Origin of the sequence: Rhodococcus sp. JVH1, assembly GCF_000280725.2 — a bacterium.
Classification (GTDB): Bacteria; Actinomycetota; Actinomycetes; order Mycobacteriales; family Mycobacteriaceae; genus Rhodococcus_F; species Rhodococcus_F jostii_A.
Window position 1 is genome coordinate 1268418 of the sequence record NZ_CP166289.1, and the last position, 12434, is coordinate 1280851.

At 68.0% G+C, this 12434-nt stretch carries 15 protein-coding genes; 5 read left to right on the forward strand and 10 right to left on the reverse strand.

Annotated elements, in window-relative coordinates:
* Window positions 1–3: 3 nt before the first annotated feature.
* The 3 genes from mftC to mftA are packed head-to-tail and all read right to left on the reverse strand — an operon-like array spanning window position 4 to window position 1657.
* Window positions 4–1221, reverse strand: coding sequence for a mycofactocin radical SAM maturase (mftC, locus tag JVH1_RS05955; protein WP_007295767.1), 1218 nt, complete (start codon window positions 1219–1221; stop codon window positions 4–6).
* 35 nt (window positions 1222–1256) lie between these two features.
* Entirely contained in the window at window positions 1257–1559 is a 303-nt protein-coding gene (gene mftB / locus JVH1_RS05960) for a mycofactocin biosynthesis chaperone MftB (protein WP_081437482.1), read from the reverse strand.
* 2 nt (window positions 1560–1561) lie between these two features.
* Window positions 1562–1657, reverse strand: coding sequence for a mycofactocin precursor MftA (gene mftA / locus JVH1_RS05965; protein WP_005573048.1), 96 nt, complete (start codon window positions 1655–1657; stop codon window positions 1562–1564).
* A gap of 132 nt (window positions 1658–1789) precedes the next feature.
* On the opposite strand from mftA, the gene mftR reads away from it, so the two are divergent.
* Together mftR and mftM are read left to right on the forward strand one after the other, a co-directional pair.
* Entirely contained in the window at window positions 1790–2413 is a 624-nt protein-coding gene (gene mftR / locus JVH1_RS05970; protein ID WP_029539479.1) for a mycofactocin system transcriptional regulator, read from the forward strand.
* A gap of 38 nt (window positions 2414–2451) precedes the next feature.
* Complete coding sequence (mftM, locus tag JVH1_RS05975) at window positions 2452–3276, forward strand: mycofactocin oligosaccharide methyltransferase MftM (protein ID WP_009479309.1); 825 nt, start codon at window positions 2452–2454, stop codon at window positions 3274–3276.
* 5 nt (window positions 3277–3281) lie between these two features.
* Here the strand turns inward: mftM and JVH1_RS05980 are convergent, their stop codons facing one another.
* Window positions 3282–4571 (reverse strand): HNH endonuclease signature motif containing protein, encoded by a 1290-nt coding sequence (locus JVH1_RS05980; protein ID WP_009479308.1) that lies wholly within the window; start codon window positions 4569–4571, stop codon window positions 3282–3284.
* 294 nt (window positions 4572–4865) lie between these two features.
* Here JVH1_RS05980 and JVH1_RS05985 point away from each other — a divergent pair, with 294 nt between their 5' ends.
* Window positions 4866–5321, forward strand: a complete 456-nt coding sequence (locus tag JVH1_RS05985) for a hypothetical protein (RefSeq protein WP_009479306.1) — start codon at window positions 4866–4868, stop codon at window positions 5319–5321.
* A 20-nt stretch (window positions 5322–5341) separates the two neighbouring features.
* Here JVH1_RS05985 and JVH1_RS05990 read toward each other — a convergent pair whose 3' ends face one another.
* On the reverse strand, window positions 5342–5500 hold the full coding sequence (locus JVH1_RS05990) for a hypothetical protein (protein ID WP_009479305.1): 159 nt from the start codon (window positions 5498–5500) through the stop codon (window positions 5342–5344).
* A gap of 42 nt (window positions 5501–5542) precedes the next feature.
* Between JVH1_RS05990 and JVH1_RS05995 the strand changes: the two genes are divergently transcribed.
* Both JVH1_RS05995 and JVH1_RS06000 read left to right on the forward strand, forming a co-directional pair.
* Window positions 5543–5845: a putative quinol monooxygenase gene (locus JVH1_RS05995; RefSeq protein ID WP_009479304.1), complete on the forward strand. Its 303-nt coding sequence runs from the start codon at window positions 5543–5545 to the stop codon at window positions 5843–5845.
* Window positions 5846–5889: 44 nt separating this feature from the next.
* On the forward strand, window positions 5890–6462 hold the full coding sequence (locus JVH1_RS06000; RefSeq protein ID WP_051033795.1) for a putative immunity protein: 573 nt from the start codon (window positions 5890–5892) through the stop codon (window positions 6460–6462).
* Here JVH1_RS06000 and JVH1_RS06005 read toward each other — a convergent pair.
* The 5 genes from JVH1_RS06005 to JVH1_RS06025 form a co-directional block, all read right to left on the reverse strand.
* Window positions 6449–8113: an ABC transporter permease gene (locus tag JVH1_RS06005; protein ID WP_009479302.1), complete on the reverse strand. Its 1665-nt coding sequence runs from the start codon at window positions 8111–8113 to the stop codon at window positions 6449–6451. The genes JVH1_RS06000 and JVH1_RS06005 overlap by 14 nt on opposite strands.
* Entirely contained in the window at window positions 8110–9045 is a 936-nt protein-coding gene (locus JVH1_RS06010) for an ABC transporter ATP-binding protein (RefSeq protein ID WP_009479301.1), read from the reverse strand. Before JVH1_RS06010 ends, JVH1_RS06005 begins: the two co-directional genes overlap by 4 nt.
* A 70-nt stretch (window positions 9046–9115) precedes the next feature.
* A complete protein-coding gene (locus tag JVH1_RS06015; RefSeq protein WP_009479300.1) occupies window positions 9116–9802 on the reverse strand; it encodes a response regulator transcription factor in 687 nt (228 codons plus the stop codon).
* Window positions 9799–11139, reverse strand: coding sequence for a GAF domain-containing sensor histidine kinase (locus JVH1_RS06020; RefSeq protein WP_009479299.1), 1341 nt, complete (start codon window positions 11137–11139; stop codon window positions 9799–9801). Before JVH1_RS06020 ends, JVH1_RS06015 begins: the two co-directional genes overlap by 4 nt.
* 4 nt (window positions 11140–11143) lie before the next feature.
* Window positions 11144–12331, reverse strand: coding sequence for an iron-containing alcohol dehydrogenase (locus JVH1_RS06025; protein ID WP_009479298.1), 1188 nt, complete (start codon window positions 12329–12331; stop codon window positions 11144–11146).
* Window positions 12332–12434: the final 103 nt, after the last annotated feature.

Sequence of the window (12434 nt, forward strand, 5' to 3'; positions counted from 1 at the left end):
GACTTACGTCTGGTCCATGCCCGCAAGCGGGTTCTCGTCACAAATCTTTGCCGGCGGACGCACCATCAGCGTCAACGGAACCGGCGCCCGCGGAGTCCGGCGCTGGCCGGTGCGGGAATGGTCGACACTGGATTTCGGGATCTCCCCCGCGGCAGCCAACGCCAGTTCGCCGTTGCCGATCACACATTCGGGGTCCGGGCCGTCCATCGGCAGCCCGGTGAAGAACTTCGCGGCCATGCATCCGCCGCGGCAGGAGTCGTAGTGGTTGCACTTGCTGCACGCGCCACCGGTCTGCGGGGACCGCAGCTCCTGGAACAGCTCCGACGTCTGCCACACCTGCTGGAAACCGCCGTCCGCCACGATGTTTCCCGCGAGGAACTGCTCGTGGATCGCGAACGGGCAGGCGTAGACGTCGCCGATCGGGTCGATCAGGCACACCACCCGTCCGGCGCCGCACAGGTTCAGACCGGGCAACGCATCGCCGTACGCGGACAGGTGGAAGAAGGAGTCGCCGGTGAGCACACCCTCGCCGTTGGCGACCAGCCAGTTGTACAGCTCGCGCTGCTGCGCCTGCGTGGGATGCAGTTCGTCCCACACGTCCGCGCCGCGCCCCGACGGTCGCAGCCGGGTGATGCGCAGGGTGGCGCCGTACTTGTCGGCGAGGGCCTTGAAGTCGTCGAGCTGGGACACGTTGTGCCGGGTGACCACCACGGAGATCTTGGCGTCCTTGAAACCCGCCTCGGACAGATTCTCGAGTGCCCGCACCGCCATCGCGAACGAACCCGGACCACGGACGGCGTCGTTGACCTCGGCCGTCGCACCGTCGAGGGAGATCTGCACGTCGACGTAGTCGCTGGCCGCGAGCCGGGCGGCGACCTTCTTGTCGATCTTCACCCCGTTCGTGGAGAACTTCACCCCCACCTGGTGGGCCGTCGCGTAGTCGACCAGCTCCCAGAAGTCCGAGCGAACCGTCGGCTCACCGCCGCCGATGTTCACATAGAAAACCTGCATACGCTGCAGTTCGTCGATGATCGACTTGCACTGCTCGGTGCTCAACTCCCGCGGGTCACGTCGGCCGGAGGAGGACAGACAGTGCACACACGACAGGTTGCACGCGTAGGTCAACTCCCAGGTGAGGCAGATCGGGGCGTCGAGACCGAGTTCGAACTGGTCGACGAGGCGGCCGACCGGGGCGGACGGCCTTTCGAGCATGGAGGTCATGGGCTGTGTCCTCTGGTACGGGTGGAGAGAGCTGGTCAGGCGGGGACGATCATGTGCGACTCGGCCAACGTGCCGAGCGCTCGCGCATACTGCGCGGCAGCGTCGTCCCCGATACCCTGCGCCCGCAGTGCGGACCGGGCGTCGGCGTGTGAGGGAAGCGCTTCGACCACCGCGACGATCGTGCGGTTCTTCAGGAACGACAGCTTGCGCGTCCCGAAGTGGTAGAGCAGCGCCCCGAAAGGTTCGGGACGCAGCGCCACCTGCGGATGAAGCTTCCAGCCCACATCGAGATCGATACCGGCGTTGCCGGCCACTGAAGGAGAAGCTGGAGCGGACATGATCAGTACACGCCGCACATGCCGTCGATCGAGACCTCTTCCACCAGGGATTCCTCGACCAAGTCGTTTTCCAGCACGTTGTTGTCGCGATCCGACATGATTTCCTCCTACTGTTCGGTGATACGGCGCGAGCCGGAGGGATGTTCCCCGTCATAGGAGACCGTCCCTGTGACTCGCCTCACCACTGTAATGGCATCGAGTGCAGAATGACAGATCGGGAGGGGACGAAATTGAGAAGTCGTCGAAAACCATCCAGTCGGATAGGGCGACGCCCGTCCACAACGCAGGATCGGATCAGCACCGTCGGGATCGAACTGTTCACGGAACAGGGGTTCGACGCCACCAGCGTCGACGAAGTCGCCGAAGCGTCGGGCATCGCCCGACGCACCCTCTTCCGCTACTTCCCGTCCAAGAACGCGATCCCGTGGGGAGACTTCGACGCTCACCTCGCCGAAATGCGCGCCCAACTCGCAGCGCAACCCGACGACATCCCGATCGTCGACGGACTCACCGCAGCACTCCTACAGTTCAACGCGTTTCCCGCGAGCGAGGAACGCAACCACCGCAAACGCATGGGGCTGATCCTGCGAGTCCCCGCCCTGCAGGCGTATTCGGTGGTGATGTACGAAGGGTGGCGCAACGTCATCGCCGAGTACGTCGCGAGCCGGCTCGGAACCTCACCGACCGACCACGTTCCCCGGACAGTCGGCTATCTTCTACTCGGCGTTGCGATGTCGGCGTACGAGCAGTGGCTCGACGACGATTCGCTCGAACTGAACGAACTACTCGCCAGCGGAATGCAATCGCTCTACGATGGGCTGAGTTCCCTCGGCGAGCCCGACACCCGAACCTGACCCACTCCCGCCATCACCTCTCGGCAAGGTTGCCTCGAATGACTTCCACTCTCGACACGCCCCCTTTCGACTCCCTTGCACCGTGCGAATCCGGGCTGTGGTCACATGGTCATGTCACGGTCGAGCGGGTCGCGGCCGGGCCGCTCACACTCACCCGTGACGGCGACCAGCTGCGGGTGACGCACGCCCTGACACCCGACGATCTGAGCGAACGACTCGTCGCCTCGGTCACCGCGTCCATCGAGGACGCCGACTTCGGCCAGGACGAATTCGAATCGACCATGGTCGGACTGGTTCGCTCTACCGTCGACGGTGCGCTCGAAGCGTGGACCGTCTACTACCGCAACTCCCTGAACGAACTGCTGGACGGCACCGCCGACTTCGCACCGATCCACGAGAAGGCGGAACAACTGGTCCGCGGTTCGGTCCTCGACCTCGGGTCGTGCTTCGGATTCCTTCCGCTCCGACTCGCCCGCGCCGGTCGGTCCGTCACGGCAACCGACATCCTGCCCGGCACCATGACCCTCCTCGACGCCGTGGCACTGCAACTCGGCCTCGATCTGCGCACCCTCGTCTGCGACGCCGCGCACGTGCCGGTTCCCGACAACAGCGCCGACACCGTCACCGCAATCCACCTCCTCGAACACGTCGACGAAAACATCGGGGCCGCAGTGATATCCGACGCCCTCCGCGTTGCCCGCGAGCGGGTTGTCGTCGCCGTCCCCTACGAGGACGAGGCAACGGCCTGCCACGGACACATCCGCACGTTCGACACCCCGTCGCTCACGAAGCTCGGTGAATCGACGGGACGCCAGTTCGAGGTGTTCGAGCACCACGGCGGCTGGCTCGTGATCGACTGCTGACCACCTCACGACGCCCACAGATGCGCCGGGGTCGGGAGCGGCGGCGCGGTTGATCGGTAGTGGTGCCCGGTCGGGGTGCCGAGGTCGATGAGGTGGGTGCCGCCGGGGTTGTGTACGGGGCGGGCGGACCATCCGTCGCCTTCCTTCGCGTAGTTGCAGGCCTCGCAGAGCCCGGACCCGTTGTCCGCCGTCGTGGCACCGGATTCTCGGTGTGAGCGGATGTGGTCGTGATGCCGGATCGGCGCATCGCACCACGGGGTGCGGCACGTCCGATCCCGCAGATCGATCAGTGTGGCGAGGCTTTTCGGGAACGTGCGCGACTGCGATTCCATCGCGGTCAACGCCCCCGACTGCGGGCACGAATACACCCGCCGCAACGACGTCTCGGTGTCACTGTCGACGGCGTCGGCCACCAACTGCCGGGCGATTCCCGCCGGCACCGGCCCGAACCCCTGCAACTGCGCGGCCTCGCGACCACCCACCAGCAGGGTCTCGTCCGAGAGCACCAGATTCACCGCCACCGGAACCCCCGACGCCACTGATGCTCCGGTGCCGCGGTCGAACAACAAGTCCACCATCAGCTGATTGCGGGTACGGCCGCCGCTGTTCCCGGTTGCGATGAGACTGTCCGCATCCCGACCCAGCGTGGCCTGCAAACACACCGCCTGCTCCACCGGCATCAGCACACTCAGATACGCCATCGAGTCCGGCGCCGGCCGTGTCGTCACCCGACGCTCCGACACCGCCTTACGATGCCGGGCCACAACCGCCGCGGCATCGAGTTCCACCGCCAACGCTTTCGCCCGCGCGATCAGACCCCGGTCGCCGACGCCGTCGAGAGTGGCCGGGTCCGAACATAACCGGCGGTCCACGATGCCCCGATCCGCAGCCGACAGGCACGCCGTTTCGCGCACCAACAGGGTGGCTCGCCATTCGTTCAACCGGCCCGACCGCAACATCGCCAGGGTGTGCGGCATCTCGTGCACCAACGCCCGAGCGAACCCGAGATGCCGACCACCACGGTTCGGGGATTCCCTGCGCGCCAACGCAATCTGCGACACAATGCCGCGGTCCCACTCCACCCGCGGCAAACCTCGAGCTCTGCGGTCCGCACGTATCTGCGTGGCGACGCCGTCGGTGATCACCGCCTGCACCGCACACCCGACCGACTTCAACGCCTCGATTGCATCGAGCCACTCGATCCCCAACCCAGTGTCCACACCCGCCTCGACACTTCGCAGCCGCGCCGCGAATACACGCAACTCCTCCAGATCCGGCGCCACCAATCCCCCCACAACGAACCTCCCCCAAGGTCATTCGAAACTTTGTTCGATTCTAGCCCCCGAACACGACCACAGCAATAGAAAGCTCCGACAGACCCGTCGCGCAGGCGCGAGACCCGCTCCCCGACGCTGGAGCCGGTGTTGGTCACGCAGCCCCGGAGTGATCGTCGCCAACTCGAGCGTCGCGACCGTCCGCGACCTCGACGGCACCACCGCACGGCTAACGAAATCCGATGCCGCAGCGACAGAAGCACCATACGGACCCGATCGTCAGAAGCGGGGCCGCCGGACCCGAAGGAGTATCCGATGACCCAAAGGATCCGCAGGTTCCTCGCCGGAGCGGCCGCGTCGTCCGCCCTTGCCGCCGCGGTGGTCGCGGTTGCCGCCGCACCCGCACAGGCCGAACCCTCGGCCGACTGTCACACCGGCACCACGCCCACATCGGGCACCTCGCACTGCACGGCGCAGGGCGTGCCCGATGGCATGACTGCGGTCCACATCGGCACCGTCGAGTGCTTCGGCCTGACGCCACGAGCGATTCCGGGACCCGGGGGTGTCTCGCACATTCCGTGGATTCAGGGCTATCGCCGCGATGGCCTGTGGGTGCCGACGGGGACACCGTCGACCGGATCGTGCGTCGGCGGGATCGGTGCCCCGTGGTGGGAGGTCGGCGTCTCGACGGGCGCCTTCACTACGTGCGGGCTGCAGGAGGGGATCGTCACCTATGTCAGGGTCGGCTGCAATCCGATCCGCCCCCAGTAGGGCACACGGACCGTCAGCGATTACGGAATGCGGTCGGCGAGGATCTGCTCGCGGAGTATGTCGGCGTGGTCGTCGAGCATGGATGCGATGGTGTCGGAACGGGCGAGGGTGAACGACTGGTCGGGAGTGCTCGCGATGAGAGGTGCTGTGGCGAAGACGCGTCCCGGCCCGAAGTACACCCGACCGGCTCGACACGAGGACGCCAGGAAGAGAGGCGAACCATGGTCATCGTCGCAGGACACATCACCGTCGAACCGCAGCAGCGCGAGTCCTATATCGCAGGCTGCGTGAGCGTCGTCGAACAGGCACGCGGCGCCGCGGGTTGCCTCGACTTCGCCATCTCCGCCGACCTGATCGACCCCGGTCGCATCAACGTCTTCGAGCGCTGGGAGTTGCAAGCGGCGGTCGACACTTTCCGCGGCAGCGGCCCGAGCGACGAGCAAGGCGCGGACATGCTGTCGGCGTCGGTGGCCGAGTACGACGTCGCCGACGTGCGGACCCTGTTCGGGGAAGACACAGCGTGAACGCGCGGTACGGCACACCGGCCCCGATGGTCGAAAATGGAACGATGGCAGGGGAAGCGAACGAGATCGTTCTGAGCACGCAGGAACTTCGTGAGGTCACCGCATTCGCCGTCGGGTGTGCGGAGGTGGTCCTCGAGATATTCGAGGCCGATCAGCCGCACGACTCGCGGCCCCGAGACGCGATCACGGCTGCGTGGGAATTCGCGCGGGGTGCTGAACGCGGCAAGTCTCTGCGCGACACAGCGTGGGCCGCGCTCGCGGCAGCCAAGGGCACCGACACTGTGGCTGCGCGCGAGGCAGCGTGGGCAGCGATGTCTGCGGCAGGCGCCGCCTATCTGCATCCGTTGGCCAAGGCCACCCAGGTCAAACATGTTCTCGGAGCAGGCGCTCACGCGGCCAGAGCCGCCGAACTCGTCGCCGGTGACGATCGGACCGTCGGTGCCGGGCACGTCGTGCAAGCGGTGCTTCGTGCGACACCGGTCGTCGTCGATGTGCTCGAACGCTTCCCCGCGGCACCGGGAGGCGGTGGACGGGTCGGTGAGTTGATCCGCATGCTGGACACCGACCTTCGCCGCCGACCGCCGGCCCAGCCTCCCGGTTCCGCTACGAGTTCGTGAGGTCGCGCCGACGGAACAGCACCACTCCGACGGCACCCACGCCGACGGCGATCACCGCGAGCCACATCAGCGGAGTGGCCGTCACGTCCGCGGCGGGAACGGGCGGGACGTGCGTGAACGGCGACAGATCGCGGACCGCCTGAGGCAGCCCGAGCAGTGATCCGAGGAAACCGAAGATCAGGCAGACAGCGAGCACACCCCAGGAGAGCCCGGCCGACCAGGCCGGGACGCCGCCGAACACCAGCACCACCAATGCCGCGACCACCCCGATCGCCGGTACGAAGACGAGGGCGGCCCCCGTGAGGTGCACGACCTTCCCCGGCGCGTCCTCGGTCACCAGACCGTACGCGAGCCCGGTCGCCGCCCCGGTCAGCGTCTGCAGGACGACGATGCCGACGGTGACCAGGCCGACGTGCGCCAGCATCCACCGCGGACGCGAGACCGCTGTCGCGAGAACGGGTTCGAGTCGACCCGCCGACTCCTCTCCGCGCATCCGCAGCAATGCCTGGACGGCGTAGCCTGCGACCGCGATCGCCATCATGCCGAAGATGGCGGCGAAGTAGGCGTCGACCATGTTCGTCGTGCCGCCGCCGAGCTGTTCCATCATGTCGGCCACCTGCTCGCCCTCGCCGAGGAAGTCGTCGATCTGCTCTGCGATCGCGCCGTACACCACGGCGAGGACAGCGATTCCGAATGCCCACCAGAACAGGATCGTCCGTTGTATCCGCCACGCCGATCCGACCGCCGTCGGCAGCGAACGGGACGCGCGGGCGGGGCCCGGGCGAGTCGGGACGAGCCCCGAGCCGACATCGCGGTGTTCTGTGAGGGCGAAGCCGACCGAGCCGACCGCGAGTGCGAACACGACGGGGAGCACCAGCACCCACCAGGCGTTGTCGTCGTACGGACGGACCTGCTCGGCCCAGCCGATCGGCGACACCCACGTCGGCCAGCCGCTCACCACCCGCGTGCCGTTGTCCGTCACGGTTCCCGTCATGTCCCCCACCGCACGCAACAGGAATGCCACGCCCAGGGCGGCCCCGGCCAGTCCGTTGGCGGTGCGGGCACTGTCCGTCACCTGCGCCGTCACCGCGGCGATCGCCGCGAACGCGATACCGGCACCGGCGACGGCCGCGCCGAGCGCCACCGACCCGTCCAGCGGCAGACCCGCCGCCACCAGCACGACGACGTTGAGCAGTCCGAGAGCAAGGTTCGCGCCGACCGCGACCACCAGGGCTGCGGTGAGCAGTGCCTTCCGGCCCACCACGGCGGCCTCGACGAGTTCGGCGCGGCCGGTCTCCTCGTTCTGGCGGGTGTGCCGCACGACCAGCAGGGTGGTCATCAGGCCGGCGGCCAGCGACAGTGGCATGACGATCTGACAGGCGAGCACGGCGCCGGCACTGTACCCCGACACGAGACCGTTGGTGGCCAGCGCGACCGGCGACGCCGCAGTGGCCATAGCGAAACTGCGAAGGTCGGGCTCCGTGGGATACAGTCCGAGCACGCTCGATGCCGAGAATGCCTGCAGCGCTGCGAGAGCGAGCAGCCACACCGGCAACTGGATGCGGTCGCGGCGCAGGGCGAGCCGCACGAGCCGGGCGGTTCCCGCATACTGGCCGCGGCCCGCCGTGGACGGCGCCGTCACCGTGCTCACGGCGTCCGCGTCCCGGACTCGGCCCGCCGATGGTTCTCGCCCTCTCGGGCCAGTTCGTCCCCGTAGTGCCGGAGGAACAACTCTTCCAGCGTCGGTGGCGTCGACGTCAGCGACGTGATGCGGAACGTCAGCAGGTGGCGCAGCACCCCGTCGATCGCGCTGGTGTCCACCTCGCACCGGGTGTGCAGGCCGTCGACTCGCACGTCGTACACCCCGTCGACGGCGTCGAGCCCGGTAACCGGCCGCTGCGTCTCGGCGGTGATCGACGTGCGCGTGAGGTGACGCAGTTCCGCGAGGGTGCCGGTCTCCACGGTCCGGCCCTCGCGGATGATGCTCACCCGATCGCATAACGCCTCGACCTCCGCGAGGATGTGACTCGACAGCAGGACCGTCTTCCCCGCGTCGGACATTTCCTCGACGCAGTCCTGGAACACCGACTCCATCAACGGATCCAGCCCGGACGTGGGTTCGTCGAGCACGTACAGTTCGACGTCCGACGCGAACGCGGCCACCAGTGCGACCTTCTGCCGATTGCCCTTCGAGTACGTGCGCGCCTTCTTCGTCGGATCGAGTTCGAATCGCTCGAGGAGTTCCGCGCGCCGCGGCTCGTCCAGCCCGCCGCGCAACCCCGCGAGGAGGTCGATCGCCTCTCCGCCGCTGAGGTTGGGCCACAGGTTCACGTCACCGGGAACGTAGGCGAGCCGCCGGTGCAACGACACGGAGTCGCGCCACGGGTCGCCGCCCAGGAGGTGCGCAATGCCCGAGTCCGCGCGCAGCAGGCCGAGCAGGACCCGGATGGTTGTCGACTTGCCGGACCCGTTGGGGCCGAGGAATCCGTGCACCTCCCCCGTCCCCACCTCGAGGTCGAGGCCGTCGAGTGCGCGGGTCGGCCCGAACGTCTTGACGAGATTCTCCACCGAGATCGCAGCCATGATGGGGACGCTACGCCGGTTCGCGGGTGGTCACGACGGGTTCCGCTGCCCCCGCCGCGACGGGGCCGGATCAGATCAGACCGAGTTTGCCCGCCTCGTACACGGCCTCCGCACGGCGGCCGACGTCGAGTTTGCGCATGATGTTGCTGACGTGAAATTTCACCGTCGTAGCCGAGATGAACAGCCGCTCGCCGATTTTCGCATTCGACAGACCCTTGGCGAGGAGCTGCAGGACCTCGAGTTCACGTTCGGTGAGCCCGTCCCGCGGCGTCGTCTGCCCGTTGAGCGAGCGGATCACCGCCGACGCGCTGCGTGAATCGAATGCGCTCTCGCCGCGGGATACGGCGCGGATGGCGCGGACCAGTTCGGTGGTGTCGACATCCTTGACCACGTATCCGCGGGCGCCGGCGTGGATGGCGCGGACTACGAGTTGCTCGTCGAGGAACGTCGTGAGCACGAGCAGTCCCATCGTGCCGTCCGCGGCGGACAGCTGGGCGCACAGTGCCAGCCCCTCGTAGTCGGAGGCCGCCGACAGCTTCAGGTCCATCAGCACGACGTCCGGCGCGACGTCACCGACGACGGCCAGCGCCTCCTGCATGGACGACGCCTCCCCGACGACCTCGAGATCCGGCTCCCGTTCGAGGACCGATCGCAGACCCTGACGGAGAATCGCGTGGTCGTCGACGAGCACGAGCTTCACCACCGAGGTGGGGCGAGCGGACCCGGCCTGGTCACGCACCGCGGTTCGTATGGTCATCGGTCCACCTCACTGTCGGAATGTAACGGGATCCGGGCAGCCACCCGGACTCCGCCGATCCTGGCCCGCGCCACTTCGAGGGTGCCGCCCAATTCGGCTGCCCGGGCCTGCATGTTCGCCAACCCGCGGTGGTGCCCGTCGAGGTCGTTGTTCGCCGCCATCCGCAGCATCAGTCGCATCCGCTTGGGATCTCCGTCTCCGTCGTCGGCGACGGAGAGCAGCACCGAATCGGCCGAATACGTGAGTCGCAGGACGGCGCGCGTCGCGTGGGCGTGGACGGCCGCGTTGAACAGTGCCTCGCCGGCGATCCTCAGCAGCGCGTGTTCCCGGTCGCTGGACAGCTCGGCGGGTGTGCCGCCGACGCGGACGGTGACCGCGAGTTCGTCGGGCATGTGCACGACCCCGAGTTGCTCGAGCATTTCGGGCAGGGACGTCCGGTCGGATCCCCCGGAGTGGTTGAGCGCGTAGATTGCCGAGCGCAACTGCTCCACGGCGCGGCGCGTCAATTCCTTGGCAAGATCGAGCCTCTCACTGCGTTCGTCGTCCGGGACACCGCTGCGGCACACCTCGATCTGCATGCCCGCCGACAGCACCGCCTGCGTGACACTGTCGTGGAGTTCGCGGGCGATCCGGTGCCGTTCCTCGTCGAGCACCTGGTGCCGGTGCGCCGCCCCGAGTTGACGCTGGGTGGATTCGAGTTCGGCGTTGCGCACCGCGAGATCGGAGGCGGTGCGGCGCGCCTCTGAGTACGCGTGCTCGGCCCGCTCGAGCAGCAGCTGTCCCCGCTGGTAGAGCGCCGAATTCTGCAGTGCCACGGCGGTCTGACTCGCGAGGATGCTGAGGACCGCGCCGTCGGTGGTGTCGAGAGTGCGGTGCTCGGCCGTCCAGGCCGCGAAGGCTCCCACGACGCCACCCTCGAGGACGATCGGCACGAAGGCGTGGTGCGCGTCGATGACGGGAGCGCCCCCGGTGCGCGCGGACCGGATGTCGGCCAGACACGTCACGACCTCGTCCGGCAGCGGTGGGCCCTCGACGTCGTCGACGAGGAACGGCGTCGCGTCCGGCCCCAGGACCAGCCGGCGCGGGCCGGCGTCGGGCAGCATGCCGTCGGCGAGGGCGAACGCGACCCATCGCGCGTCCAGGTGCGCGCGGGCCGCCTCGGCGACCGCGCAGATGAGGGTCTCGGGGCCCTCCACGGTGCGGACGAGGGCCCGTGAGATGAGTTCCAGCGCGTGGACGACCCGTTCGAGACGTTCTGCGGCGCCACGATATTGGGGGTAGAACGTCGGCTTGCCGGACCGCAGTCCGGTGAGCGTCGACAGATCCGGGGCGTTCACGGGCTCACAGCGCAGTCCGGAACAGCGCCACCATCTGCTCCTGGGTGGCCGTGCGCGGGTTGGTGGACATGCAGGCGTCGCGGAGGGCGAACTCGGCCAGGCGTGTCAGGTCGGCTTCGCGAACTCCCAGCTGCCCCAGACCTTTCGGCACTCCGACCTCGCGGGCGAGGCGTTCCACCCGTTCCGCGACCGCGAGAGCGGCCTCCTCGGGTGTTCCGCGACGCTCCTCGAGACCGAGCGCCGCGGCGATGGCGACGAACGGGGTGGCGTCGTCGGTGGCGTTGAATCGGATGACGTGCGGGAGAAGGATGCCGTTGATGACACCGTGCGGCAGGTCGAGCAGTCCCCCGACCTGATGGCTCATCGCGTGCGCGGCACCGAGGATCGCATTGGTGAACGCAAGCCCGGCTTCGAGACTCGCCTGCGCCATGACGGCACGCGACTCCATCTCCATCGGCTCCTCGATGGTGCGGACGAGGGTGTCGGTGACCAGTCCGACCGCGCGGAGCGCATGGTGGTCGGTGAGCGGGTTGTGGGCCAGCGACACGAACGCCTCGATGCCGTGAGTGAGCGCGTCCAGGCCCGTCGCGGCGTTGAGCCAGTCCGGCATGGTGGTCAGCAGCCGGGGGTCGATCACGGTCACGTCCGGCACGAGCGCGCGGCCGATGATGGTGATCTTGGTGCCCCGCCTCGTGTCCGTGACGATGCAGAACTGCGACACGTCGGCGCCCGTCCCCGACGTGGACGGCACCATCACCAGCGGCGGGATCGGACTGGTGGCCTGGTCGACTCCCTCGTAGTCGAGGATGTTTCCCCCGTTCGCGGCGAGCACCGCGATGCCCTTCGTCGCGTCGATGACGGAGCCGCCGCCCAGCGCGACGAGGACATCGCACTCGCCCTCGCGATACGCGTCGTGCCCGGCCGCGATCTCGTGGTCCTTGGGGTTGGGCGTCAACGCGCTCCACACGACGGGGGTGAGGCCCTGTTCGCGCAGCTGATCCTGGAGTTCGGCGGCCCAGCCGGCGTCGATCAGACCGGGATCGGTGACGAGCATCGGCCTCGATCCGCCGAGGCGGAGTACGGCATGCGCGGCCTCGACCATGGACCCGATACCGAACACGATCTCGGGTGCGTGGAATTTCACCAGCCTGCCCGGGGCGGTGGTGCGGGTGGACGGATAGGACACGGACAAGTCGACACTCCTCCCGACACCTGCGTGCATGTGATCCAGATTACAAGACTCTGACCTAGACCCTACGGTCCGGGACGAGCCCCCACACCCGCCGAAGGACAGG

Excerpts from the sequence above, each read along its gene's own strand:
- JVH1_RS06010 (WP_009479301.1), bottom strand. The coding sequence starts at position 9,045 with ATGGCTGCGATCTCGGTGGAGAATCTCGTCAAGACGTTCGGGCCGACC.
- JVH1_RS05995 (WP_009479304.1), top strand. The coding sequence starts at position 5,543 with ATGGTCATCGTCGCAGGACACATCACCGTCGAACCGCAGCAGCGCGAG.
- mftM (WP_009479309.1), top strand. The coding sequence starts at position 2,452 with ATGACTTCCACTCTCGACACGCCCCCTTTCGACTCCCTTGCACCGTGC.
- mftA (WP_005573048.1), bottom strand. The coding sequence starts at position 1,657 with ATGTCGGATCGCGACAACAACGTGCTGGAAAACGACTTGGTCGAGGAA.
- mftC (WP_007295767.1), bottom strand. The coding sequence starts at position 1,221 with ATGACCTCCATGCTCGAAAGGCCGTCCGCCCCGGTCGGCCGCCTCGTC.
- JVH1_RS05985 (WP_009479306.1), top strand. The coding sequence starts at position 4,866 with ATGACCCAAAGGATCCGCAGGTTCCTCGCCGGAGCGGCCGCGTCGTCC.
- JVH1_RS06015 (WP_009479300.1), bottom strand. The coding sequence starts at position 9,802 with ATGACCATACGAACCGCGGTGCGTGACCAGGCCGGGTCCGCTCGCCCC.
- mftB (WP_081437482.1), bottom strand. The coding sequence starts at position 1,559 with ATGTCCGCTCCAGCTTCTCCTTCAGTGGCCGGCAACGCCGGTATCGAT.
- JVH1_RS06000 (WP_051033795.1), top strand. The coding sequence starts at position 5,890 with ATGGCAGGGGAAGCGAACGAGATCGTTCTGAGCACGCAGGAACTTCGT.